Source organism: Streptomyces virginiae, assembly GCF_000720455.1.
In the GTDB taxonomy this organism is placed as follows: domain Bacteria; phylum Actinomycetota; class Actinomycetes; order Streptomycetales; family Streptomycetaceae; genus Streptomyces; species Streptomyces virginiae.
The window spans coordinates 69051-91320 of record NZ_JOAK01000026.1; the positions used below are offsets into that span (position 1 = coordinate 69051).

A 22270-nucleotide genomic window follows, 5' to 3' on the forward strand; every position below is an offset into this window, starting at 1 on the left:
ATCGCTTTACGTTCGTCCACGAACCCGTTGCGCAATGTCCAGCGAATGTCTAACGTAGTGCTCACGGCAAGCGAAAGGCCGGACGGAGGCAACCGTCCGGCCCTGTCGTCCAGCGAGAGGCGACTCGCTGAGCAGTAGAGGTCCCATCTGCGTGAAAGGAGCGCTCTCTGATGAGCGTAGCAACGCACAAGGCCACCGCCCAGTCAGGCGAAGGGGAAGTGTCGCGGGTCACCAGCGCGAAGCAGCTCGCTACCTTCGCCGACGAGCACGGCATCGTGCTCCAGGTACGCAAGGGCCGGAGCCGCGGTTCCCTTGAGTTCGGGCGACTCGACAACGGCCGGAACGTCATGGTCATGGACTCGGACAGCGACCCGGCCGAGGTACTGGCGTTCGCCCGCATCGTGGTCGAACGGCGCGCAACCGACGCGAAGGTATTCGCGGTCGAGGAGGCTCTGGCCACCATCGCCGAAGCGAAGCCCGGCTTCGCCGAACTGGCCGCACTGTTCAAGCACTCGTCGATGTGGAAGCTGAACGGCGCTGGGCAGTTCATCCGCCTCATCGAGGACACCCTGGACGCACTCCGCAAGGAGGCAATCGCATGAGCGCTCTCCAGGCCTTCACCTTCGAGGGTGCCGAGGTGCGGACGGCCCTCATCGATGGCGAACCGTGGTGGATCGCAAACGACGTTTGCGCAGCCCTCGGCATCGCCAACGTCGGGAATGCCCTCGCGCGGCTCGACGAGGACGAGAGGAGTTCCATCCGGCTGGCGGATGGAAGCCCGGGAAATCCCAACCGCTCCATCGTCAACGAGCCGGGGCTGTACACGCTCCTGCTCCGTTCGGACAAGCCCGAGGCGAAGAAGTTCAAGCGCTGGGTAACGCACGAGGTGATCCCGGCAATCCGCAAGAAGGGTAGCTACGAGGCGCCCTCGCCGGCCCCGGCGCAGAGGGAGATCACCGCGGCGGCTGGCGCGCTGCCGTACCGCGAGCAGGCTGAGATCCTCGCCATCCTCCGTCCCGCCCTCCCGGAGCCCTACGCGACGGCGACGGCGAAGGTGATCCTGGCCCGCGCAATGGGCGAGCGGCCTGAGCTGGATCCGTCGGAGACTCCGCTGTACGCGGCGACGTTCCTGGCGGAGAAGGGTCACAAGGCGAAGACCGTGGCCAAGTTCCAGTCCGGGTTCGGGCAGCGGGTGTCGAACGCCTATCTGAAGCGGCACGGCCGTCGGCCGGAGAAGATCGCCGGCCCCGCCGGCTCCCGGATCGACACCGTTGCGGTCTACACGGCGGAGGACCAACCGCTGCTGGAGCAGGTGTACGCCGGCATGGCCGACCTGATCGCCGCGTTCGAGCACGGGGACCAAATCGCCATCAGCGCCTGACCCTGAACGCACTGAAGCGCCCCAGCCAAGTCGGCTGGGGCGCTTCTTCACGCCGCGGTCCGTTCCGCCATGGGCAGCTGGAGTACCTCGCTGTGCCCGTACTGGGTTTCGCATCCGGGGCAGCGGGCGCCCGGGGTGTCGATGGTGACGCGAAGGACCGTGCCGCACGGGCATTGGACGGGGATCCGGCGAGGCGGCTTCTCCCCGGTCAGCTGCCCTTCGGCCTGCCGCTTGAGCTGGCCTATCTCGCGGGCGAATTCGGCGAAGGCGGGGTGGGATGCGGCGGCCCAGGCGAGGTTGATGCGGAGCGCGTGGACGGCTTGGTCGAGTTGGCCTTGGAGGTCGCCGGTCCAGCGGGGGTAGCGCCAGCCGAGGGTGTCGTGCCAGTCGACGAGCCAGGTCTGCAGGATCGTGATGATCCCCCCGCGGGCGGTGAGGCTGAGCGGCTCCAACCGGACGGGGATGGGGGCGCCGCGCGTGCCGGAGACGACGGGCCCGCCGCTACAGCTGCCGGGGGTGAGGCTGTCGGCGAGCTGGGCGTACAGGCCGTCGGGGCCGGCGAGGGCGCGGAGGTGTTGGTCGACGCGGTTGGTGCAGGGGCGGCAGGCCTGGTGGTCGAGCTCGTCGGCGTACAGGGCGCTCGTGCAGACGGTGCAGTGCATTGGTGCTCCTTGCGGCGGCGCGGGTGGGTCAGGCGTCGAGGTGTCGGAGTGCGATGCGGAGTCCGGCGGCGATGCTGCTGTGACTGATCCCGCCGTCGGCGTTGGGCTCGAGCAGGCAGCCGTCGTGGTGGTCGGCGTCGGCCCGTATCAGGTCGGCGGCCTGGGCGATGGCGTCGAGCTTTGCGTTGAGGGCCTTGACCTGCTCGGCCAGCTCGAGGACTTCCTGCCGCCACTGCTCGCGGCTGGCGCGTGCCTGCTCGAGCTCCAGGTCTCGGACAGCGAGGACGGCGTCGCGTACCCGGTGGACGCCTTCGATGCCGCCGCAGTCGACATTGGGGCCGATGGCTGCTTCGACGGCGGCCACGTATTCGGCGCGCGGGTCGGGGATGGGGTGGGCGTTGTGGTGGCGGCAGCCGTCGCAGGCGCACCGGCAGTCCGTCGGGTGCGGCTCGTCGGCGGTGGGCGCGTGCCGGTGGAAGCCGTGAGCGTCGCAGAAGCCCTCCTCGCCGGAGCACTTTGCCGAGTCCGGCGGCTCAGAGACTTCCGCGCTCACGGCCGGGTCGTTGACGCCGGTCCGGACGCAGGGGTTCTGGGCGCACCGGCAGTCGGCGCAGGGCCAGCAGAACGGCAGGTCACGGTAGTTGCGGTAGACGACCGGGCCGCCGCCGCACACGCAGCAGCCGGTCTCGGGCTGGTCGGTCACAGGTACTCCTGACTGGGTTGGATGGTGGTGATGCGCTGCTTCTGCCAGTAGGTGGGTCTGCCGGCCGCCCTGCCGTGGTCGCCGGGGATGTAGCGGGGCCGGGCGTGGAGGTCTAGGTGGGCCTGCTCGTCGGGGTCGGGGGCCGGGCTGGTGTCGCAGGGTTCGATGTCCCAGCCCGGCCCCCACAGTTCGAGCTGACCGGTCACGGCGCGGTCTCGGCGACGGACGGACACTCGTGCAGCTGGTGGTGACGGCGGCGCGGTCGATAGTGGCCCTCGTGGCAGGGGGCGTCGCAGTCGTCGTCGCAGTCCGTGGGGCACGCAGGCGCCGCAGCGCTGTGCTCCACGGCGCCGGGTGCGCCGTCCTTCCACCGGACGACCCGCCCGTCGGTTTCGGGCCCGCGGTGCCAGTCGTCGTCGTGGTGGGCGGGGAGGGTGCAGTGGTGGAGGCGGGCAGTCACCGAGTCGTCGATGCGGGCGGTGCACAGGACGGTCATGGCAGGTCCTTCCGGTGGATGCTGGTGGGGTCGGCCGCCCTGCCATGCCCGCAGGGCGGCCGGGCGCTGATCAGGCGGGCGGGTCGATGTTGAGCGCGCGGAGGACGGCGTTCAGCACGGTGTCGGGGTCGGCGCCTTCCTCGGCGGCGGTGCCTTCGATGGCGTGCCAGGCGGCGGTGTGCTCCAGCTCGGTCAGCCGGCGGCGAGGTGCGGGCGCGGCTCCTCCGGCCTGGCGGGCCATGTCGCGGATCCCGGAGACGACCTCCTCGACCCGGTCCAGAGGGACACGCAGGCTCGCGGTGTCGTCCTCCCCGTCGGTGCCGAGGATCAACAGGACTGCCGGGCGCCCGGGGAAGGGCTCGACACGGAGACGGTCTCCGTCGGGGTCGGTGTACTCGAAGCGGTTCATGAGGGCGGTTCCTTCCAGTGGTGTGGGCGGGGCTAGGCGGGAGTCGGGTCGAAGCGGCGGCGGAGCGGTCAGTAGGCGGCGGTGCCCCAGCGGCAGCCGGTGCACATCCAGGCGGGGAAGGGGCGTTCGGCGGTGGGGTGTTCGAGCTCGAAGGCCTTGGTGCCGCACTCGGGGCATTCGTCGGGCGCAGGCTCAACGGGGACGAAGGGCTCGGCCATCAGGCGACCTCGTGGTTCGCGGTCAGCGTCCAGCCGGCCTGCTCGTACTTCGCGACCAGGCTGTCGACGATCTCCGTGCGGCTGCCGCTGTACGCCTCGCCGTCGCCGCCGTGGACGTGGATGGACTCAAGGTCGGTCCACAGTTCGATGGTGAGTTCGTCAGTGCCGCAGGTCATGATCCAGACCTCGTGGACGTGGTCGTCGTTGCTGTGCACGGTCGGGTCCTTCCGGTGGTGTGGGTGGTGTCCGGGCCGGCCGCCCCAGGAGGACGACCGGTAGGCGGGGTCAGGCGGAGTGCGCTTCCAGCGGCCGCGTGCAGCGGTCACAGCGGATGTGGTCGCCGACGTAGCTCACGCACTTGGCGGCAGCGGCCACGGTCTCGCCGTCGGTCAGTGCCACGGCGAAGCAGCGTGCGCAGTGCCGGTCCCCGCAGTGCTGCCCGGCATGGTGGGCGGCGGCGATGCGGTCCAGCTCGGCACGGATCTCCGGGTTCTTGACGATGCCGTCGGCGATCCAGAAGGCGAGCTTCCACGTGTCGACGCTGAGGTTGATCTCCTGAGCGAGGAGGTGCTTGAGGCGGTCGTCCGGCGGCGGGTACTCGGGCATGTGGGTTTCTCCTTGTGCGCGGGTCGGGTCAGGGGGTCGGTTGGGGCGGCGGATCGTCGTGCGGCCCTCTGCGGGCCTCTCAGGCGCTCTGAGCTACCCGGCGGCCTTCACGGGCTCCCGTCGCGCCAGACGGGCGTACAGCGGCCCCGATGGCCATCTCCAGGTCCCGGACGGGAATGCTGCGGATGCCTCGCCTGCGGGCGGCAGCGGTAAGGCGGGTGACGGCGGCGATGCGGTCGGCAGCTTCGCGTCGTGCACGGCTTGCGAGGCGGGTCCGGTCGCCGACGATCCGCTGGCTGGCGAACACGGCGCTGATGCCGGCCCGGAGTCGGGCCGTCTCTGCCGCGGTCAGCTGGCCGCGTTCGGCGCGGTCGGCGAGGACGAGGAGCTGCTCGCGGGTGGGCGGTCGGTCGGTGCGGATGCTGGCCATCGGGGGCTCCGTTCGTGGGATGGTTGGTGCACGGCCCGCCGACTTCACCTCGGCGGGCCGGCTTGCTGTTCAGGCCGTGGCGAGTGCGTGCTGCCCCAGTGCCGCGGCAACAAGGGCGTGGGCGAGCGGGACGGGGCAGGCGTTGCCGATCTGCTGGCTGATGTCGTTGCCAGCCCACCGCCAGTCGGCGGGGAAACCCTGGAGCTGTCCGGCTTCCGAGTGGGTGAGCCGCGGGAGTTCGTTGCCGATCGGGTCGACGAGCCGGAGCCGGCTGATCTTCCCGGTGACGGTGAATGCGGGTTCGGCACTGGTGCGTCGGCCGCGGTTGCGGGGGTCGCCGCCGGTGCCGTAGTTGGAGATCACCTCGAACGGGCTGTCGCGGATGACGTCGCCCATCGACACCCACGGCAGGAGGGTCGGGTCGCCTTCGTGCTGTGGGATGCCCTTGCGGTAGGGGCGGTGGGTGGGTGCGGGCAGGTGGGCGTCGGCGGCGTATCGGGCGACGAGGACGGCCCGGCGTCGGGTTTGGGGTAGGCCGTACTGCTCGGTGCGGAGGATGCCGGTTGCGGCGCCGTAGCCGAGGCGTTCGAGGACGTGGGCGTAGGCGTGCCAGATGGGCAAAACCTTGGGCACTTGCTCCAGGACGATCGTCTCGTAGGGCCGGTCTAGGCATTCGGCTCCGAGGATCCAACGCAACGGTTCGAGGACGAGGCCGGTCCGCTCGTCGGCGAAGGTCGGCGCCGGGATTCCAGCCGCCATGCCGTGGACCGCGGCGACGAGTCGGGCGATCTCGGCCCGCCCGGATCCCTTGCCGGCCATGGTGAACGTCTGGCAGGGAGGTCCGGCCTTGAGGGTGCGGCGGTCGGGGAAGTCGGCGGGTCCGTGGTTGCGGACGTCGGCGTGGACGGTGGGGAGTCCGTTGGCGCGGCGGGTGGCGACGGCGTTGGCGTCCCACTCGATGCCGATGCCGGGGGCTCCGGCGGTGCGGGCGCCGAGGGTCATGCCGCCGGGGCCGGCGAACAGGTCGGTCATCGGGTGGCCTTTCGGGGTCGTGGCGGGATGGGCTGATGCCATTCGGTGCCGTCGAGGGCGTGGGTGAGGGTGGTGCGGTGCCGCTGCTGCTGTTCGGGGGTCCAGGGGGACGGCGGCGCGGCCGGCTGCCGTCGGGTGGTGCGGATGGCGGCGGCGAGGGTGGCGAGGCGGGCCTGCTGCTCGGCCGTTGCGGCGGTCACCGGTCGGCCTCGAGGGGCAGCTGCCCCGCAGCCTCGACGGCGGCTCGGCGGGTGGCGGCCCGGGTCTGCCGGTGGTGCTCGGCGTCGTACCGGAGGTGGCATGCCTGGCAGGCGGCCATCAGGTTGGCGGGGTCGCAGTTGGCCGGGTTGTGGTCGAGATGGGCGACGGTGAGGACGACGATGGAGCCGGTCATCGGGTTGGGCTTGCTGTTGCGGGCGGTGCAGCGTCCGCCGTGGGGGGTTCCGCAGCGGCCGTCGCATTCGCAGCGCCACATGGCGCGGTCGATGCGGATGGCTCGGCTGATGTCGGGCCAGTTCATCGGGTAGAGGGCCCGGTTCTCGGGGCGGATCGGGCTCATGCCGTCACCTCGGCGGGCCCCTTGTGGATGGTGAAGCCGCCGTCGGGGTGCCGGATGATCCAGTCGCCGTAGAAGGCGATGACGTGGCCGGGCCGCTGCCCGATGCGTAGGCCGACGACGGCGAGCTTGCCGTCGACTTCCTGCCAGTAGTCCTTGGTGAAGACGCCGAGCTTGTCGATCGTGTTGTCGATGAAGCTGTGACTGCTCGGGGTCAGTTGCCAGGCGTGGCAGCCTTCGGGCTCCGGTGCGACGTGCTTGCAGGGCCAAGCAACGGTCCGCTGCCAGTAGCCGCCTTCCTCCTTGGGCGGTTCGGAGCAGGCTGCGCAGATCTGCTCGGCGGCGATGTGCGAGCACAGGTTGACGCCGGGGCGGTCCTCTCCCTCGTCGTCCCAGAACTCCTCGCACTCCCGCTCGATGCAGTCCACGGGACCGGCGTAGACGGTGGTCGGCTGGTGGGTGGTGGTGTTGGTCATGCTGCGGGCCTTCCTGCTTCGGTGTAGCGGGCGGGGTGGACGGGGCTGCTGTCGGGAAGTTCGTTGCCGTGGTTGTCGCGGCAGGGGTAGGTCTGGAGCACCTGGCAGGTGGGGCAGACGGCGGTGGCGATGGCGTGGGCGGCTTGGCGGGCGGGGTGGGGGTCGGTTTTCGTGACGCGGCCGGAGCGAGTGGTGCAGCGCTGGTTTTCGGCGGCTGCGCAGTGGGGGCAGCGGATGGTGAGGGCGGGGTGTCGGGGCGGGGGGGCGGGGCGGGGGGGGGGGGGGGGGGGGGCGGGGGGGGGGGGGGGGGCGCCTCGTTCGCTTCGATGCCGATGGCGCGGCGGCCGGACTGGCGGGCGGCATCCAGGGTGCTGCCGGAGCCCACGAACGGGTCAACGACGAGACCACCAGGCGGGCAGGCGTAGCGGATCAGCGGGTCGAGGATGCCGAGCGGCTTCTCGGTGGGGTGCTGGGCGCGGCCGTGCATGGACGGAACGGCGAGCACCGACCGCATTAGGCGCTGCCCGTCGTCGATGTACGTGGACTGGCCGACGTCGCCTGTGTGCGGGGTGCGGACGGCTCGCGCTATGACCTTGCCCTTGTTGCCGTGCTGTGCAGCGACCCGGGGAACGTCGTGGGCGATGGCGGTCCAGCTGCCGCGGTACCAGTGGGTGGCGATCTCGTGAACGCGCTTGAACCGGTCAGTCGCGAAGCCGGAACCGTTGTGCTTCTCCCAGACGATGTCCTGGCTGAGCTTCCAACCGTCGAAGTCGCCGCGCCGGTCGAGGAACATGCGCATCGACCCGAAGCACCACATCGACGAGGCGACGCTGGCGGCGAGGGCGGGCCAGCCGTCGGGCCACCGGTCCCAGGCGAGTGAGGTTTCCCCGTAGGGAGGATCTGTGCAGACGAGGTCGGCCTGCAGCCCCAGCGCGGGCAGGAGTTCCCGCATGTCGCCGTGGTAGAGGGTGACCTGATCGTCGGAGTAGTAGGCGGTGGGGCTGGTCACTGGTCCTCCTGGGTGGGTGTGGTGCATCCGGGGCAGTGGCAGGTGGTGCTGGTTTGGGTGCCGTCGCGGTCGCGTGGGGTCATGGGCTGACCTCGAGGCATTCGGTGTCCGGCGGACGCCAGCCAGCGTCCAAGAGGCGGGCGACGATCCGGCGGGCGGTCTCCTCGGGAGTCCCGTCGCCGAACTGGGGGAAGGCCCTGGGGTCTGCGGCTCGACCCTTCTGGACGGCGAGGACCGCGCTGACGTGTGCGGTGATCCACTGCTCGGCGATGGCGATGCCGTTCTGGCCGTGCTCGTAGCTGATCCGGGCCAGGTCGCATTCGACGGCGGCCATGCGCGGGTCGTCGGCCTTCATGCCGCGCCTCGCCGACGCCGGCTCGGGCCCTCCATCGGCACGATGTGGGTGATCTCCCGCAGCCTGTCGGCGATCCGTTCGCCGAGCTTGTCGGTGAGGTCGGGGCCCTGCTTGACGCCCCTGTCGTCGACCGCGGAGAGAGCGGGCAAGTTGCTGGTGATCAGCGTCGGCAGGGACTCGTTGTACCGCTCGTTCAGCAGCCGGTACGTGGCTTCCTCGGTGAACTCGCTGATCTTCTCGGTGCCGAGGTCGTCGATCAGCAGCAGCGGGATCTTCTTGAGCCGCTTCACCTCGTACTCGGTGCCTCGCTCACTGCCGCCGGGCCGCATCAGGGCGTACATGTCGGGGGCGGTGATCGCGATGACCTCGTACCGGTCGGGGCCGGCCTCGGCGATCCGGCGCAGGGCCCCGTAGGACTGGTGGGTCTTGCCCGTGCCGAACGATCCGGTCAGCAGGACGAACCCGGCGCTGCGGGGGTTGGCGACGACGCGGTCGGCCCAGGCCTGGAGCTCGGGGTGGGTGCAGGTGGCGCCCTGGTAGCGGTAGGGGGTGGCGGTCTCCCAGCGAGCAAGGGACCAGGCGGCACGGCGGCGACGGTGGTACTCCGGGTGGCCGGGCTCGTCCTCGTCGGGGGTGTCGTCGATCGGCCCGGGTTCAATGTGGTCGAGGCCGCGGGCTTCGAGCACTCGCTGGAGGCGGGCTGTGAGGTCGCCGCCGAAAGCGCGGCTGGGTTCGGGCATGGTCAGAATCCGTTCGCGTAGTTGGCGTTCGGGTCGAGGCGGAACGGCTGGTACTTCTGGCCGTCGACGACCCGAAGGTTGGGCTGGCCAGCGGGCTCGTCGTCGTAGCAGCCTTTGTTCAGCCAGGTCGCCGGGTGCTTCGTGTACTGGGGGTCTTGGTCGCGCCGCTCGCGGGCGTAGGCCTGGGCGCCGTCGACCATCCGCTGGGGATCGGCTCCGCGTTCGATGGCGGCGATCCAGGCCTTCTTGGCTTCCTCGCGGGCTCGCTTGAGCGGGTAGTTGTGCCAGAAGGCGCCGAAGGCGGCGAGGTGGTGGTCCTTCTGCTGGCCGGTCTTGGCGCCTGCCCGGGGAGCGGGACGGCTGACGGCGGCGGGAGAAGAGTCTTTATCTGTTGAGGGGGTTGAGGGGTCTGAGGGGAAGGGGTCCTGGGTTTCCGGACCCTGTTCACGTGGTTCCCGGACCCTAACTACGTGGTTCCCGGACCCTTTCTCAGGGTTAGGGTCCGGGTTCTCCGGACCCTTTCCTTCGGTTTGGGTCCGTGGATCCGGGACCCTGTGTCCGGAGTTCCCGGACCCTGTCTCGCCGTTAGGGTCCTGGGTTTCCGGACCCAAAGTGGGGCCCATCTCCGCGACCTTGTAGACCGCGCGGTGCCCTCGTCGGCCGGCTGAGACGGTCTCGAGGGCCTTCTTCTTGCGGAGTGCGCTCATGACGTCGTACCGGCTGGAGCGTCCGGGGAGGCGCATGCGGTGCGCGATCTCCGGGTCGTCTTCGATGCCGGGCCAACACTGCCTGGTGCTGTCGTTGGCGTTCTCTGCCAGGACGAGCAGGGCGCATCGCTCGCGCCATGTCAGGTCGGCGGGCGCGTAGTCCAGCACCTCAACGATCAGCCGGATTCCCACGAGCTCTCTTCTCTCGGGTGGTGTTGCGGGGTGGGCGGGCGCGTGGAACCAGGGGCCCTAGGGCGGGTTCAACACGCCGACGCCTACATAGCTATCATAGCTAAGAACGCGAGTTTGCGCTGTTGTAGTACCCAGCGAATCCGCTACTGTGGTTGCATGACCGCGACCCGAACCGAGCACCGCGACAAGATCGCCGACGCTCGCAACGTCCTTGGCGAAGTGATCGCCCGCGCCCGGTTCGCCGGCGAGACGACCGTCCTCATGAACCGCGGCAAGGAGGCGGCCGTGATCGTCCCGTTCGAGTTCTACGAACGGGCCCTCGAGGCTCTCGGCGAGACGGTCGTGCCCGCTGCTCCGAAGTCCTGACCTCATAGCTCCTCCTCTCCTCGAGCCCCGCGTTGACCGCGGGGCTTTGTCGTGTGCGGGTGGGGTTCGGCTAGGCCGCGGCGGCCGGCTGCGTGGCGGCTTCGGCCTGCTTCTGCCGGTAGTAGGAGAGGGCGTGGTCGAGCGTGTTCTTGCTGACCCCGAGGCGTTCGGCGATCTGCTGCCGGTCGTGCCCAAGGCGCTCCAGCTCGGCGTGGTCCTCGGCGATGGCGATGTAGCGGGGCACTGTTTCGCCGTAGTTCGGTTCGGCTGCAGGGTCCTCGATGGTGTCGTCGTCCCAGGCGATGGGGGCCGCGAAGTTTTTGGCAGCTGCCCAGGTGCGGGCGTACCGGGCGGAGCGGAGGCGGACGCCGCACTCCTCGGCCGGCTTGTCGGCGTACTCCTGGTAGAAGTCGCGGACGACGCGGGCCACGGCGGCGGTGACCCGGCGCCCAGGCCGCATGTTGAAGAAGGTGTGCTTGCTCAGTGGTGTGCGCTTGGCGATCTCGGCGGGGAGCCAGCCCATGGTTGCGAGGGCTTGGATGCGGCGGAGGGTGGCGGTTTCGTCGATGCGGGCGCCGTCGGCGAAGTCGTCGAGGGTCGGCCAGAACGCCATCAGGATGTTGGCCGACTCGGTGCGGATCTGTGCAGGGACCGGGTAGCCGGCCTCGCCGAAGAGCAGGTAGTTGAGGGTGCCGACGCCGACTCCGGTCCGTTCGCTGATGCGGGCCGGGGACATGCCTGCCGCGCGGAGGGCGTTGACGTGATCACGGACGGGCTGGGCGGGCGTGAAGGGCTGCCACTGGCCCTGCTGCATGAGGGTCCTGCGGCGCTGGTTCCAGCGGGAGCGGGCCATTCGGATGGCGTAGGGGCGGCTGGTCACGGCTGGTCCTTCCGGGGCTGGCGCTGGGTGGGGAGTTGGGTGGTGCCGCGGGGCGGGTCGGGCCAGATGTCGTACAGCTGGGCGACCTCGAGGGCTTTGCGTGCGGCGGCGAGGTCGCGGCGGACGTCGTCTTCGGTGCGGCGGGTGGTGGTGCTGGCCTGCCAGGCGGCCCGGTCGTCGTCCTCGTCGTCGCTGCCTCGGTAGCTGCTGGCGAGGACGAGGAGGGCGCCGATGGCGATGACGACGGCCCAGTCGTAGGCGGTCATGCGACTCGCCCCTCGATGAGGTCGCGGGTGCCGCGCCACCGCTGGACGGCGGACTTGTCGCGGGTCTTGCCGTAGCCGGCGGTCCGGAGTATCCGGTCGCGGTGGAGGGTGGCGGCGAGGCGGCCGGGGTCGTGTGCGGGATCGGGAGCGATCGGCAGGTGGGGCCTGCAGAGGATCTGCCAGAACAGGAACGGCTTGCCGGTCTTGCCTGCCGCTACAAGGTCGGGTCGGACTGCCGCGACCCAGGTCTCGTAGTCCTCGGCCTTGCGGCGGGCGGGGGGGATGGTGGGGGTGGGGATGGTTCCGTCGAGGTGGGGCTGCACGGTCATGACGCGGACTCCTCTGCCATGGCGAGGTCGTTCAGGGCGGCGATGAGGCGGGCGAAGGCGTCCAGCTGGCCGACGAGATCGGCTGCGTGGCCGATGCAGGACCGGCACCAGGACAGTCCGGGCGGGGGCTGGGTGGGCAACGGGTCGAGGATCACGGCCGGGCTGTTGGTGACACCCCAGCCGGGGGCGCCGCAGAGTCCCTGCCGTCCGGCGAAGTTGCCGTCCTCCCGCATGACGTGGAGTCGGCGTACCTGGCCGGCCCGGCGGCCTGTGGCGGCGCTGTAGCCGCGGTAGAAGGCCCTCACGACGACCGTTCCTCGGTGGCCTTGGCGATGCCCTCGCAGACGGCCCGGTCGGCGTCGCGCTTCTTGGCGTAGCGCCGGTTGGCGGCGCAGATCCGCTCCATGACTTCGGCTTCCGAGTTCAGCGCGGGGTCGGCCTCTTCGCGTTCCTTGCGGGCGGACCAGCACGGCGTGCACAGGAGCGGCTGTCGGTCGATGGCGCACCAGGGGCAGGTGAAGCCGCCTGCGCCGAGGTGGATGCCGCAGTTGGGCTCGTACAGGAAGACGGGCCGGGACTGGGCGCAGTTGTCGCAGCGGGTTTCGAGGGGCTTCGTGTCCATGGTGGTGTCCTCTCGTCTGCTGTACTGGAGGGGTGGGGCCCCGCCTGTTTGCGGCGGGCGGGACCCCGAAGGCGGATTACTGGTGGGGGCAGTCCTCGCAGAGGCCGTTGGCGTCCCACGGCCCGTTCGGGTCCTGACACGGCGGGCACGGTCCCGCGGGGGTGGTGGTGGCCGGGCCGGCCGCCAGCTCAGGCAGGGCGACTCCGGCCAGCTGGCCGTTGCGCCATGCGGCCATCACCTGGTCGCGGCCCGTCTTTCCGAACCGGACGCTGTGGGTGCGGGCGCTGGCAGGGGCGATGCTGACGCCCGGTACGTCGTGGATGACGCCGGTTTCCGGATCCGCCCACTCCGTACCGCCCGCCGCGGTCAGCTCGGCCAGCACCTTCTTCTCGAATGCGGGCCGGACGCTGGTGCGGAACTCGCGCTCGATCTCACCGGCGTGGTTCTGGAGCACCCACGCCTTGAACGCGTCCGCATCGGTGACCTTGGCTTCACTGCTGCCGGCGGTCAGGCTGACCTTGCCGACCTCGATGCCGTCGGGGAGCGTGACGACGATCTGGCGGGTGCCGGTCTCCCGGGCGAGGTCGTCGAGCTGCTGCTGCACCTCGGCCCGCTTCGCCTTGTACGCGATGTTGATGACGTCGAGGAGGGTCTTGAGGTACGCCTCCTGCGCGGCATTGTCACGGAGGCTCATGCGGCACCTGCCGTGCCGCTGAGGATCTGCGTCATTTCGGTCAGCTGCTGGACGCCGGCCTCGCCGATGGGGATGCCGTAGGACTGCTGGAAGTCGGCGTCGAGGGTGTCGAGTCCGACGCGGGTGGCGGTGGCCCGGAGCTGCTGCTCGGCCTCGGCCACCGGGTCCGCGAACTCGGCGTCGGTGACCGTGTCAGCCGGGGCCGGGGCGGCGGGCGACGCTGCCTTGGCCTTGCCCACCTCGGCGATCTCCTGCAGGGTCGCGGTGCCGGGGCCGTAGCCGGCGGCGGACGCGTCGCGGTAGATCTGCCGAACCTCGTCGGCGGTGGCAGCGGCGTGCGCCTCGGCGACGAAGTCCCGTGCCGGAGCGGCCGGTGCCACCGGTGCGGCGGTGGCCCACGGGTCCGCCTCGCCCGGCTGAACGGAGCGGAGGTGCCGCTCGGGCTCCGGATTGTCGGCCTGCGCCATCTCCTCGGCCGTGTACACACCGGCCAGGTCGTGCGGGAAGGCCATGCGCAGGGCCAGAGCCTCGGCGCACTTCGCGGTCATGGTCGCGGGCATCTTGCCCCACAGGCCGATGACCTTGTCTTCCTTGCCGCGCTGCACGTACTCGGAGTACTTGGCCACCGCGGGGAAGCGCTGTCCGTTGCGGACGACGACCACCTTGGCGGCGGCTGGCGCTTCGTCCGACAGCCAGACGTCGTACCAGCGGCCGGACGCGTCGCACCACAGGGTGTCTTCGTAGCCGAGCGTGTGGCCGGCGGCAGCGACGACGCGGTGGGCGATGACGCGGTAGCCGTCGATGCTGGTCTGGGGGGTGAAGACCTTGCGCTTCTGCCGGTTGTCCCAGCGGCCGATCAGGTAGACCTGGCGGGTGAACGGGTCGAGGCCGGTTCGCTGTGAGAGGTGGAGGAAGCCGGAGAGTTCGGCGGGTGTGACGTCGTTGTCGATGCCGCCCTGTCGCAGTACGGCGGCCTGCTCGGGGGTCCAGTTGGTTTGGTCGGGACGGATGGCGAGGCTGCCGCCTGCCTTGGTGATTTCGGTGCTCACGGTGAGCCTTTCAGGGTGTGGCGGGCTGGGGCCCCGGTGTGGGGCCCTCAGCGGTGGTGGTTTGGCGCCGGGGCGGCCGGTCGGTGCACGGCTGGCCCCGGCGGGTCTTCAGGCGCCCGGCACGTGGGCCGGGTCGGGGCTGGCGAACGGCGCCAGGTGGAGCGGCAGGACCGGGATCGGCTGGGTGTCGGTGACGGCGGGGTGTGCGGTGAGGGAGGAGACGGCGGTCTGGTTCTGTCGCGTGGCCTCGACCGCCGCGGCAAGCTGTTCGCCGAGCCGGTTGGCCTTCGCGTTGGCCTTGTCCCTGGCCGCCTGCGACTCGTCAAGGCGGCGTTGCAGGTCCGCGTTGCGGGCCCGCTCCAGCTGCAGTTCGACTTCCAGCCGGCTGAGCCGGTCCTGGGCCCGGTGCTGGCCGCGGGCCGTGGTGCGGGACCGGAACCGGTCTATGACGGGGAGGCTCACCACGTCCTGCCGATCTCGTGGATCTCGCCGGTCTTCTCCCGCACGTTGGCGATGGGCTCGCCGTCCCACAGGGGCATCTCGATCTGGGTGACGAAGCCCTTGGTGGTTTCGATCCAGGCCTGGCCGGTGCCGTCGAGGTAGATGCGGCGCCGGTTGTCGGCGGGCCAGTCGTCGTGTTCGCCGGCCGCGGCGGAGCGGACTGTGGACACCCACTCGGGTACGGGCAGCGGGTTCTCCCAGCGGGTGGCCTGCTTCTCGGCTACCCGGCATGCGTTGAAGACGGCGTTCAGGCAGCGGTGCAGGTAGGCCATCTCGTCGCGGACGGTGGGCTCCTTGCCGACGTACCGTTCAAGCGTCGCTTCGAGGTCTGCTACGCGCTGGTCGCGTTCCTCGAGCTGCTGCTCGTTGATCCGCAGCTTGGCGCGGAGTTCGGTCAGCTCGGCGACCATCGGGTCAGTGGCCATGAGAGTCCTCCTCGGTGGGGCGGAGCGCGGCGACCTCGGGGTGCTCGTCGATGAGGTCGTCCCACTCCCACTCGCTGGGCGCTTCGACGTACAGGTCAAGGCCGTTCTCGAGGAGGGTCGACGCGTTCAGGTCCTGATAGACCTCCTCGCACTTGGCGAGCTGGGCGACGGCCTGTTCCTGGCTGTCGGCTTCCTCCCAGACGAGGTGGCGTTCGCGGGTTTCCACGATCACGGGGTAGCGGGCGGTCACGTGGTCCTCCAGGTTCGACGGCCCCACCAGAGGGCGAGGGCGGATACAGCCGCGGCGAGAAGCGTCCGGAGAGTTGCCTGGGCGACGGTCACGGCGTCCCCCAGTCCGGCAGGTCCACGAACCCGGCGACGATCGACGCCCGCAGGTCCGCGTCCTGGATCCAGGCCGGCGGCTCGCGGTCGGTCAGGTCCAGCGCGCGCAGCAGGGCCGGGGCGACCAGTACGGGCGGCGGGTCCGACAGCAGGACCGACACCACCGTCTCGGTGCGGGCCATCACGCCACCGCCCGCAGGAACGACGGGACCGGCGCGTCGTACCGGCGCAGCTCACCCGAACTCACCCCGTACTCGCAGGCGACGTCGAGCCACTGCTCCGGAAACACCGACCACACCGCGTCCACGATCAACTGGTGCGCGCCCCGCGGCGTCGGGATCTCCCGACCCAGACCATCCAGCAGAAGCACGACCCGCCTCATCTGCGGGCTGCCGTCCACGTCCCACATCACCGGCGTGATCCGGATCCGGAAGGCGCGGTTACCCAGCAGCCCGGTCAACGCGCGGCGGATCTTCGCCCGACCGTCCTCGTCGGCCTGCGCCATCAGCGGGCCGGCCATCGGTGCAAGGAGCTTCACGGCTGGCCTCCGAGGGTCAGGTACGGGTAGCGGCAGGCGCCCTCGAACGGGCAGGAGGAGTCGGCGTCCAGGTCAAGGAACTGGTGCCGCTGCTCCAGCAGCGCGCCGGCACGCTTCTGCGTGATCGGGGTGACGTGCTCCAGCCGGAGGTATCCGTCGTAGCCCTCGAGCCAGACAACCGGGAGTCCGTTCCGGCTGAAGCCGGCTTCGGCGCGGGTCCGTGTGATCACGGGTCGGTCGCCGCGAGCACCCGGGTAGGCGATGACCCAGGTACCGATCGGGTTCGCCGCGTTCCAGGCGTCCAGCGGCGAGGCCGGGGTGAGAGCGGCGACGGCCGGCGAGTCAGTGGAAACCGGGAACGTGTCCTTCATGACAGCACCGCCGTTGACTGCCGCAGCGCCACACCGGACAGAACCTTGTCGGCCGCCGCGTACTCGGCCAGCAGCATCTCGCGGTCGCCCTGGTCCTCGACCGACAGCAGCGGGCCACGGAACCGGAACATCTCGGCGTCGACCCGATCCGCGACACTCGCGGCGGTGATCTGCGGCAGGGGGCGCCGCTTCGCCGAGAACCGGCGCACCGCGTCGGACGTCGCGGTCGGATCGGCGGGCTTCGGGCGCTGGGAGGGGATCAGGTTCGCGACCCGATCGGGCATGATGTGGGACATCGGTCCTCTTCTCCTTGCATGTAGGCGTGCAGGTGAGGGGTGGATCGGGAGGCCTCGACTGTCCGGTGTGTGGTAGCCCGGCGGTCGGGGCCGCATAGCCGCTAAGCGGCGATGGGGGCGACTGCGGTGCGTTCGTTCTCGCGGCGGATGTCCTCCGCGGTGAAGGTGATCCGGCCACCGTCCAAGTGGCACCAGACCTCCCGCCGGTTGCACTTCCGCTTGAGCACGCGGACGCTCCGGTAGGGCAGAAGCTTGAGAGCCACCACCTCTTCAGGCGTCCATCGGACGAGTTCCTGCTCGGCGTCGGCCTTCTTCTTCAGGGCGGCCGCGTAGTTGTCCTGCTGGGCCGGCTTGCGGCGCCGCTTGACCGGGGGCGTTTCGGTGGCCTCGACGGTCACGTCTTCTCCTTGTGTGTGATTGCCTCGGTGGGGACACCGAGGGCGTCGGCGATTTTCTGGACTGAGGTATCCGCCACATGCCGGATCTGTCCTGTCTCGATTCGCGAGAGGTATCCGCGATCCAATCCGGTAATGCGTTCGAGCAAGCGGAGGCTCTTGTTCTGAGCCTTCCGTATGGCCCGTTGTGCCGGTCCGTTCGGTCTCACGCTCAGAAACTACGCCTCTGCGTGCTCAATGCGCAAGCAGTCTGACGACACTCTTGGCTCACTTTCAGAGCGCGACACTGCGTGACAGGCGCACACGGGGCGCACACAAGGAGCGCGAGATGCAACCGAGAACGGCTGAAATGCTTACTAAGCAGCAGGTCAAAGCGCGGGAAGTAGGCTTCTTGGTTGCACGAGGTTGCGGCATCATGTGCCCATGGATCGCGACTGGGCACGGCTAGGGAAGGCACTCCAGGCCGCCCGCAAGGCCTCCGGAGTCACACAAGAGCAGCTCGCGGACGAACTGGGCGTGGGCCGCTCGGTCGTCCAGCTCATCGAGCGGGGCAAGCAGTTCAGTAAGCCCTCACAGACCCAGCGCGCCTTCGCGCGCCGCGTCGGATGGGCCGACGGCTCTATCGAGGCAGTACTGGCCGGCGGCGAACCGACCGTTGAGCCTGCCGCCACTCCCCCGCCGGTCCCAGATGACGCGCTCACGGAAAGCCGGCTGCCCCTGCGAATCGTTGACGAACTCGCCGACGACGGCGCACTCCTGGACACCACGGTTGTGCCGCTCGGCGACGACGCCCGCATGGTCGTCGTCGTGAAGGGCAAGCCGGGCGCCAGTGCTGCCGAACTTCGGCGGGACCTCGAGAAGTGGCGGGTGGCATATCAGCACCTGCTCGAGGCCGTCGAAGTGGAGCGCGATGGCGAGGATGGCCCTGCGGCAAACCAGGCTTAATTCAGCGTTGGACGACTTTCGTACACCCCCTCCCAACTGACCCCCTGATGTGGTTCGATAACAGAACGTCGACCATGGGGCCACCAAGAGGACGAGGGGTGGCCGATGTGTGTCCACGTTTTCCGAGTTCCTGGCAAGATGCCGAATGGCACCCTCGTCTGGGTTGACCGGCAACTTCCACACACCTGCGTCCTTGTCGACCCTGCCCTCTTCCACGAGGGCCATCTGACCGACAGGGCAGTTGCCGTCATCGACGAGGCCTTGGCCATCCACGTACCCGGGCTCACACTGCGGTCGGCCCCGAGCTGCGAGCGCCCCCTGCTGCGCGCTGTGGCCGGCTGACGGCCCGCCGACGCGAGAGGTCCTCATGGCATACGCCGAGAAGGTCTACAAGGTCCGCAACGGCAAGCAGACCAAGCAGTTCACGTGGCGGTGCAGGTACCTGCGGCCCGACGAGAAGTGGGGAAGCCGGCCCGGCTTCCCCACGAAGAAGCTCGCGGAGGAGTGGGGAGAGGCGCAGGAGACCGCGATGAGGGAGGGTCGTTGGATCGACCCGAACTTGTCCGCCAAGAAGTTCGGAGTCTTCACGAAGGACACGTGGATGAAGGCCCAGGCCGTCCGCGGCCGGACCACGATGAACCAGTGGGAGCGGCTGGAAGCTCACATCCTCCCCGAGTGGGAGCACACTCCGCTGATCGCCTTCAACTGGTTCGATGTCGAGGCCTGGGCGAGGAAGGTGGCCAAGACGGCGGCCCGCAGCACGGTCAAGGACTGCGTGCAGCTCATGGCCCGGATCCTGAACGGCGCGGTAGACGCGAAGCACCTGGCGGTCAATCCGCTGGCGGGGCGGCGCCTCACGGGCATGCCCGCGGACACGGCGAAGAAGAAGCCCGACGAGGAGCGGTGGGCCACACCCGAGGTTGTGCTCCAGCTCGCGCGCCGGCTCGGGCCTGCTTATGGGATGCACGTTCTTACGGCTGCTTTTACGGGCCTGCGCTGGGAGGAGCTCGTCGGTCTCCACCGGCGGAACGCGCTGCTAACCCGGAAGCAGCGGCATGACGGGAAGGTGTTCTCCTGTCCGATCATCCGGATCGACGAGGACGAGGGCGCGCTAGCCGAGTATTACATCCGCGACGAGGAGGGGAACCGGAAGATCTTCCGGGGGCTGGAGCCTCCGAAGAACGGGCCCTCGGCGCGGGACGTTGACCTACCACCGTTTCTAGCTCAGCTGCTGCGAGAGCACCTGAAGGAGTGGAAATACGACTTCGTCTTCTGCACGCCGACCGGCAAGTGGTGGTGGCGCTCAGAGTGGTTCCGCATCATCAGGCCGGCGGCCGACGGGCGGGAAGCCCGTCCGAAGGCGCGCGGCACAGCGCTCAAGGAGAAATGGGAACCAATCATGCCGGGGCTGACGATGCGCGACCTGCGGCATACGCACGACACGTGGCAGGAGCAGATCGACGTGCGGCCGGTGTTGGGGTACGAGCAGATGGGGCATAAGTACCCTGGCATCAAGGGCACGTACCGGCACCCCACGCCCACCATGCGGCAGCAACGCCTCGACGGGCTTCAGGAGCTGTACGAGCGGGCGATGGGAAACCTCGGGTGGGACTCCGTCTGGGAACGGACCAGATCCCCTAAATCTCTCCTAAATGATCTTCCTGGAGAGGCTTCCGAATAGTCAGCCGGAGGTTCCCTCGCTGGTCACAGCCTCCTCTGCGATCGTCTCATGGTGACGAATTACTTCAGCGATGATGAAGTTGAGGAGCTTCTCGGCGAAGGCGGGGTCGAGCTTGGCGTTCTCGGCGAGCTGGCGGAGCCGGGCGATCTGGCTGGCCTCGCGGCCCGGGTCGGCGGGGGGCAGCTGGTGGCGTGCCTTGAGGTGGCCGACCTGCTGGGTGCACTTGAAGCGTTCGGCGAGCATGTGGACCACGGCCGCGTCGATGTTGTCGATGCTGTCCCGCAGGCGGGCGAGCTCGGCGGTGACGTTCTCGTCGATGCCGTCGGCGGCGCCCTTGCCGTTGCCCGTGCCGTTGTCGAGGTCGCTGATGTTCATGGTTGTCGAGAATACGTGGCGCGGGCGTGCAGGTCGCGGGGCATGTCGGCCTGTGAGACGGCGTCGGTCACAGGGGTAGGACGGCGGCGACGGCCCAGCCCCCGTCGGGGCTGGGGCCCGCGATGAGGTGTCCGCCGAGGGCTTCGGCGCGTTCGGCCGTGCCGGGGAGGCCGTAGCCGCCGCGGGCCTTTTCGCAGACCGCGGGCGCGGCCGGCCTCCGTCGTCGGCGATGCGGACATCGAGCCTGCGGGGACGGTGCGCAGGGTGACGCGGAGGGCGGTGACGGTGACGGTGACGGTGACGGTCGCGGGGGTACGGGGGCCCGTGCGGGCACGGCCGGCCTGCGGCGGGGCGGCTGCGCCGCGGCTTCCCGGCGCTCCGCCACGGACCCCGCGCCTGACACGCCGGCGGGGCCGGCAGCGCGCGGGGCTCGGCCGGAAGGCGGCCGGGCCGCTTCCCCAGGCCCGTGCGGCGATCTCCACGCGGTTGCGGGCGTCGAGTTTGGCCTGGTCGTCGGCCAGGTGGGTCTTGACGGTGGAGAGGGAGACGTGGAGCTCTACGGCGATCTCGGCGTTGGTCATGCCGCGCGCGGGGCGGCGGACGACGTCGCGTTCGGTGAGCGGTTCGCTGGGCGGCGGGCCCGGGAGGCCGGGGTCTTCGGGGCCATCTCGCGCAGCGGCCGCACGGTGATGGCGGGCGGGACGAGGGGGGCGCCGACGGCCGCCGCCCGTACGGCTTCAACCAGCACGGCCGGGCTTGCGTCTTCGAGGAGGAAGCCGGATGCTCCGCCGTGGAGCGCCGCGTGGACGTACTCGTCGAGGCCGAAGGTGGTGACGATGACGATGCGTGGCCGGTCGCTGCCGGACCGGCGCCGGGTGACTTCGAGGCCGTCGGGCCCCGGCGTGCGGAGGTCGAGGAGCAGGACGTCGGGCTGGTGCCCGGCCACGGCGGCGAGGGCTGCCTCTCCGTCGACGACGTCGGGGAGGACCTCGGCGAGGACCTCGGCGAGGACCTCGATGTCCGGACGGCTTTCGAGGATCATCCGGAGGCCGGTTCCGACCGCCTCCTGGTCGTCCGCGATGACCACGCTGATCGCCGTGTGCCACCTGCCCCGCTGTCGCCCGCTGCCTCCGCTTCCCTCCCGTGGGACCGGTGCGTGGGGCGGCCCGCAACCGCACGGCGGGCCGCCGGAAGGGTGTCGCGGGGCCCGGGCTGCGGGTGCGGGAGCGCCTCGTCCTCCCGGCCGGTTGGTGCCGGGCCGGGAGGACGAGGGCGCGGGCGCGGGCGTTCGCGGGTGGGGGCTACAGGGTGGCCGCGGCGCTCTTGATCTGGGCGGCGAAGGTGGAGACCTCGGTGTAGACGCCCGGGTAGTCGGGGCGGGCGCAGCCGATGCCCCAGCTGACGATGCCGACCTGGATCCAGGCTCCGGCGTTGTCGCGGCGGAACATGGGGCCGCCGGAGTCGCCCTGGCAGGTGTCGACGCCGCCCTGGTCGATGAGGCCGGCACAGATCTCCTCGCCGGGGACGAGGTCGCTGTAGGCGGCGTTGCAGGCGGCGTCGGAGACGAAGGGGACGGTGGCCTTCATGAGGTAGCGCTGCTGGCCGCCGCCCTCGCGGGTGGCGCCCCAGCCGGCGACGGTGAAGGTGCCGTTGTCGTAGGCCTTGGTCTCGGCGATCTTGAGGGTGGGCAGGTTGATGGGCTTGGCGAGCTTGATCAGGGCCCAGTCCTTGCCGGTGCCGTTGTAGCCGGGGGCCTGCAGGACCTTGGTGGACTTGACCTTGATGGCGCTGGAGCTGTTGAGGTCGACGACTCCGGCGGTGGCGGTGATGGAGGTGTTGTTGCCGGAGCCGTTCACACAGTGGGCGGCGGTGAGGACGATCTGCTGGGTGTAGAGGGCGCCGCCGCAGCCCATGGAGAGGCGCACCATGAAGGGGAACTCGCCCTGGGCGGCTCGGGTGCCGCCCACGACGGGTGCGGTGCCGGCGGTGGCGGTGCCGGGCTGGAGGCTGACGGCCGCGAGGGCGACGGCGCCGACGGCGAGGGTGCGCTTCATGAATCGCACAAGGCTGGACACAGTCAACACACTGCCTTTCGTGGGGGGTTGGGCCGTGCGTGTCATCGGGGAATGACGGGTCCATGACACATCAGGAGGATGGCGGCCAACAAGAAGGCAGTTTCGGCCAACTCCCCACAAGGCGACAGGGATTGCGGTAAGGAGCACC

The 22270-nt window shown here is 70.1% G+C and carries 39 protein-coding genes and 3 pseudogenes; 5 read left to right on the forward strand and 37 right to left on the reverse strand.

Going from position 1 to position 22270, the window contains the following annotated elements; genetic code table 11:
• Window positions 1–170 precede the first annotated feature (170 nt).
• Window positions 171–602 carry a hypothetical protein gene (locus tag IG86_RS0130090; protein ID WP_157854932.1) on the forward strand — a complete coding sequence of 144 codons (432 nt, stop codon included), beginning with the start codon at window positions 171–173 and terminating at the stop codon, window positions 600–602.
• Entirely contained in the window at window positions 599–1381 is a 783-nt protein-coding gene (locus IG86_RS40265) for a BRO-N domain-containing protein (protein ID WP_051785502.1), read from the forward strand. Before IG86_RS0130090 ends, IG86_RS40265 begins: the two co-directional genes overlap by 4 nt.
• A 47-nt stretch (window positions 1382–1428) precedes the next feature.
• On the opposite strand, the gene IG86_RS0130100 is transcribed toward IG86_RS40265, so the two are convergent.
• The 18 genes and pseudogenes from IG86_RS0130100 to IG86_RS43245 form a co-directional block, all read right to left on the reverse strand.
• Window positions 1429–2043: a hypothetical protein gene (locus tag IG86_RS0130100; protein WP_030901089.1), complete on the reverse strand. Its 615-nt coding sequence runs from the start codon at window positions 2041–2043 to the stop codon at window positions 1429–1431.
• Between the two features lie 28 nt (window positions 2044–2071).
• A complete protein-coding gene (locus IG86_RS0130105) occupies window positions 2072–2746 on the reverse strand; it encodes a hypothetical protein (RefSeq protein WP_030901092.1) in 675 nt (224 codons plus the stop codon).
• Window positions 2743–2952 carry a hypothetical protein gene (locus IG86_RS0130110; RefSeq protein ID WP_030901107.1) on the reverse strand — a complete coding sequence of 70 codons (210 nt, stop codon included), beginning with the start codon at window positions 2950–2952 and terminating at the stop codon, window positions 2743–2745. The genes IG86_RS0130105 and IG86_RS0130110 overlap by 4 nt, the downstream gene beginning before the upstream one ends.
• Window positions 2949–3242, reverse strand: coding sequence for a hypothetical protein (locus IG86_RS0130115; RefSeq protein WP_030901110.1), 294 nt, complete (start codon window positions 3240–3242; stop codon window positions 2949–2951). The genes IG86_RS0130110 and IG86_RS0130115 overlap by 4 nt, the downstream gene beginning before the upstream one ends.
• Before the next feature lie 70 nt (window positions 3243–3312).
• Window positions 3313–3651 carry a hypothetical protein gene (locus tag IG86_RS0130120; RefSeq protein WP_030901113.1) on the reverse strand — a complete coding sequence of 113 codons (339 nt, stop codon included), beginning with the start codon at window positions 3649–3651 and terminating at the stop codon, window positions 3313–3315.
• Window positions 3652–3719: 68 nt separating this feature from the next.
• Window positions 3720–3869, reverse strand: a complete 150-nt coding sequence (locus IG86_RS43235) for a hypothetical protein (protein WP_157854933.1) — start codon at window positions 3867–3869, stop codon at window positions 3720–3722.
• The gene (locus IG86_RS0130130; RefSeq protein ID WP_030901116.1) at window positions 3869–4084 is read right to left on the reverse strand and encodes a hypothetical protein; all 216 of its coding nucleotides are present in this window, start codon (window positions 4082–4084) and stop codon (window positions 3869–3871) included. The genes IG86_RS43235 and IG86_RS0130130 overlap by 1 nt, the downstream gene beginning before the upstream one ends.
• A gap of 70 nt (window positions 4085–4154) precedes the next feature.
• Window positions 4155–4475 carry a hypothetical protein gene (locus IG86_RS0130135; protein WP_030901119.1) on the reverse strand — a complete coding sequence of 107 codons (321 nt, stop codon included), beginning with the start codon at window positions 4473–4475 and terminating at the stop codon, window positions 4155–4157.
• Window positions 4476–4554: 79 nt separating this feature from the next.
• Complete coding sequence (locus IG86_RS39250) at window positions 4555–4905, reverse strand: hypothetical protein (RefSeq protein WP_030901121.1); 351 nt, start codon at window positions 4903–4905, stop codon at window positions 4555–4557.
• Between the two features lie 69 nt (window positions 4906–4974).
• Window positions 4975–5937 carry a DNA cytosine methyltransferase gene (locus IG86_RS0130145; protein WP_063761581.1) on the reverse strand — a complete coding sequence of 321 codons (963 nt, stop codon included), beginning with the start codon at window positions 5935–5937 and terminating at the stop codon, window positions 4975–4977.
• On the reverse strand, window positions 5934–6137 hold the full coding sequence (locus IG86_RS43240; protein WP_030901126.1) for a hypothetical protein: 204 nt from the start codon (window positions 6135–6137) through the stop codon (window positions 5934–5936). Before IG86_RS43240 ends, IG86_RS0130145 begins: the two co-directional genes overlap by 4 nt.
• Window positions 6134–6496, reverse strand: coding sequence for a hypothetical protein (locus tag IG86_RS44730; protein ID WP_030901271.1), 363 nt, complete (start codon window positions 6494–6496; stop codon window positions 6134–6136). Before IG86_RS44730 ends, IG86_RS43240 begins: the two co-directional genes overlap by 4 nt.
• Window positions 6493–6969 (reverse strand): hypothetical protein, encoded by a 477-nt coding sequence (locus tag IG86_RS44735; RefSeq protein WP_030901129.1) that lies wholly within the window; start codon window positions 6967–6969, stop codon window positions 6493–6495. Before IG86_RS44735 ends, IG86_RS44730 begins: the two co-directional genes overlap by 4 nt.
• Window positions 6966–7223 (reverse strand): annotated as a pseudogene (locus IG86_RS45605) (zinc finger domain-containing protein); the annotation flags it as partial. The gene IG86_RS44735 and the pseudogene IG86_RS45605, both read right to left, overlap by 4 nt.
• Before the next feature lie 71 nt (window positions 7224–7294).
• Window positions 7295–8005: pseudogene (locus IG86_RS45610) on the reverse strand (DNA-methyltransferase); the annotation flags it as partial.
• Window positions 8006–8057: 52 nt separating this feature from the next.
• A complete protein-coding gene (locus IG86_RS0130170) occupies window positions 8058–8333 on the reverse strand; it encodes a hypothetical protein (protein WP_030901131.1) in 276 nt (91 codons plus the stop codon).
• Window positions 8330–9073: an ATP-binding protein gene (locus tag IG86_RS0130175; protein ID WP_030901133.1), complete on the reverse strand. Its 744-nt coding sequence runs from the start codon at window positions 9071–9073 to the stop codon at window positions 8330–8332. The genes IG86_RS0130170 and IG86_RS0130175 overlap by 4 nt, the downstream gene beginning before the upstream one ends.
• Window positions 9074–9075: 2 nt before the next feature.
• The gene (locus IG86_RS43245; protein WP_157854934.1) at window positions 9076–9972 is read right to left on the reverse strand and encodes a hypothetical protein; all 897 of its coding nucleotides are present in this window, start codon (window positions 9970–9972) and stop codon (window positions 9076–9078) included.
• A 156-nt stretch (window positions 9973–10128) separates the two neighbouring features.
• Between IG86_RS43245 and IG86_RS0130185 the strand changes: the two genes are divergently transcribed.
• The gene (locus IG86_RS0130185) at window positions 10129–10338 is read left to right on the forward strand and encodes a type II toxin-antitoxin system prevent-host-death family antitoxin (protein ID WP_030901136.1); all 210 of its coding nucleotides are present in this window, start codon (window positions 10129–10131) and stop codon (window positions 10336–10338) included.
• Window positions 10339–10408: 70 nt separating this feature from the next.
• Here IG86_RS0130185 and IG86_RS0130190 read toward each other — a convergent pair whose 3' ends face one another.
• The 16 genes from IG86_RS0130190 to IG86_RS45615 form a co-directional block, all read right to left on the reverse strand.
• Complete coding sequence (locus IG86_RS0130190; RefSeq protein ID WP_030901139.1) at window positions 10409–11218, reverse strand: hypothetical protein; 810 nt, start codon at window positions 11216–11218, stop codon at window positions 10409–10411.
• Entirely contained in the window at window positions 11215–11484 is a 270-nt protein-coding gene (locus tag IG86_RS0130195; protein WP_030901142.1) for a hypothetical protein, read from the reverse strand. Before IG86_RS0130195 ends, IG86_RS0130190 begins: the two co-directional genes overlap by 4 nt.
• Entirely contained in the window at window positions 11481–11813 is a 333-nt protein-coding gene (locus IG86_RS0130200; RefSeq protein ID WP_051785504.1) for a hypothetical protein, read from the reverse strand. Before IG86_RS0130200 ends, IG86_RS0130195 begins: the two co-directional genes overlap by 4 nt.
• Entirely contained in the window at window positions 11810–12118 is a 309-nt protein-coding gene (locus IG86_RS0130205; RefSeq protein ID WP_030901149.1) for a hypothetical protein, read from the reverse strand. Before IG86_RS0130205 ends, IG86_RS0130200 begins: the two co-directional genes overlap by 4 nt.
• Window positions 12115–12435 carry a hypothetical protein gene (locus IG86_RS0130210; RefSeq protein WP_030901151.1) on the reverse strand — a complete coding sequence of 107 codons (321 nt, stop codon included), beginning with the start codon at window positions 12433–12435 and terminating at the stop codon, window positions 12115–12117. The genes IG86_RS0130205 and IG86_RS0130210 overlap by 4 nt, the downstream gene beginning before the upstream one ends.
• Window positions 12436–12511: 76 nt before the next feature.
• Window positions 12512–13129, reverse strand: a complete 618-nt coding sequence (locus IG86_RS0130215) for a hypothetical protein (protein ID WP_030764871.1) — start codon at window positions 13127–13129, stop codon at window positions 12512–12514.
• A complete protein-coding gene (bet, locus tag IG86_RS43765) occupies window positions 13126–14178 on the reverse strand; it encodes a phage recombination protein Bet (protein ID WP_051785505.1) in 1053 nt (350 codons plus the stop codon). The genes IG86_RS0130215 and bet overlap by 4 nt, the downstream gene beginning before the upstream one ends.
• A gap of 108 nt (window positions 14179–14286) precedes the next feature.
• Entirely contained in the window at window positions 14287–14640 is a 354-nt protein-coding gene (locus IG86_RS0130225) for a hypothetical protein (RefSeq protein WP_167751177.1), read from the reverse strand.
• Window positions 14637–15104, reverse strand: coding sequence for a hypothetical protein (locus IG86_RS0130230; protein ID WP_030901157.1), 468 nt, complete (start codon window positions 15102–15104; stop codon window positions 14637–14639). Before IG86_RS0130230 ends, IG86_RS0130225 begins: the two co-directional genes overlap by 4 nt.
• A complete protein-coding gene (locus IG86_RS0130235; protein ID WP_030901159.1) occupies window positions 15094–15354 on the reverse strand; it encodes a hypothetical protein in 261 nt (86 codons plus the stop codon). The genes IG86_RS0130230 and IG86_RS0130235 overlap by 11 nt, the downstream gene beginning before the upstream one ends.
• A gap of 88 nt (window positions 15355–15442) precedes the next feature.
• Window positions 15443–15628, reverse strand: coding sequence for a hypothetical protein (locus IG86_RS0130240; RefSeq protein ID WP_030901161.1), 186 nt, complete (start codon window positions 15626–15628; stop codon window positions 15443–15445).
• On the reverse strand, window positions 15628–15966 hold the full coding sequence (locus IG86_RS0130245; protein WP_157854935.1) for a hypothetical protein: 339 nt from the start codon (window positions 15964–15966) through the stop codon (window positions 15628–15630). Before IG86_RS0130245 ends, IG86_RS0130240 begins: the two co-directional genes overlap by 1 nt.
• A gap of 14 nt (window positions 15967–15980) precedes the next feature.
• On the reverse strand, window positions 15981–16355 hold the full coding sequence (locus IG86_RS0130250) for a hypothetical protein (protein WP_030901166.1): 375 nt from the start codon (window positions 16353–16355) through the stop codon (window positions 15981–15983).
• Entirely contained in the window at window positions 16352–16651 is a 300-nt protein-coding gene (locus IG86_RS0130255) for a hypothetical protein (RefSeq protein WP_030901168.1), read from the reverse strand. The genes IG86_RS0130250 and IG86_RS0130255 overlap by 4 nt, the downstream gene beginning before the upstream one ends.
• A 101-nt stretch (window positions 16652–16752) precedes the next feature.
• Window positions 16753–17049 carry a hypothetical protein gene (locus tag IG86_RS0130260; protein WP_030901171.1) on the reverse strand — a complete coding sequence of 99 codons (297 nt, stop codon included), beginning with the start codon at window positions 17047–17049 and terminating at the stop codon, window positions 16753–16755.
• Entirely contained in the window at window positions 17046–17255 is a 210-nt protein-coding gene (locus IG86_RS45615; protein ID WP_159040020.1) for a helix-turn-helix domain-containing protein, read from the reverse strand. The genes IG86_RS0130260 and IG86_RS45615 overlap by 4 nt, the downstream gene beginning before the upstream one ends.
• Before the next feature lie 214 nt (window positions 17256–17469).
• Here IG86_RS45615 and IG86_RS0130265 point away from each other — a divergent pair, with 214 nt between their 5' ends.
• Complete coding sequence (locus tag IG86_RS0130265; protein ID WP_051785506.1) at window positions 17470–17991, forward strand: helix-turn-helix domain-containing protein; 522 nt, start codon at window positions 17470–17472, stop codon at window positions 17989–17991.
• Between the two features lie 367 nt (window positions 17992–18358).
• Window positions 18359–19672: a site-specific integrase gene (locus IG86_RS0130275; protein WP_030901179.1), complete on the forward strand. Its 1314-nt coding sequence runs from the start codon at window positions 18359–18361 to the stop codon at window positions 19670–19672.
• On the opposite strand, the gene IG86_RS0130280 is transcribed toward IG86_RS0130275, so the two are convergent.
• The 3 genes and pseudogenes from IG86_RS0130280 to IG86_RS0130290 form a co-directional block, all read right to left on the reverse strand.
• The gene (locus IG86_RS0130280; RefSeq protein ID WP_030901182.1) at window positions 19673–20047 is read right to left on the reverse strand and encodes a chorismate mutase; all 375 of its coding nucleotides are present in this window, start codon (window positions 20045–20047) and stop codon (window positions 19673–19675) included.
• A gap of 443 nt (window positions 20048–20490) precedes the next feature.
• A pseudogene (locus IG86_RS39265) lies at window positions 20491–21089 on the reverse strand (response regulator); the annotation flags it as partial.
• A gap of 259 nt (window positions 21090–21348) precedes the next feature.
• Entirely contained in the window at window positions 21349–22101 is a 753-nt protein-coding gene (locus IG86_RS0130290) for a S1 family peptidase (protein ID WP_030824789.1), read from the reverse strand.
• Between the last annotated feature and the right edge of the window lie 169 nt (window positions 22102–22270).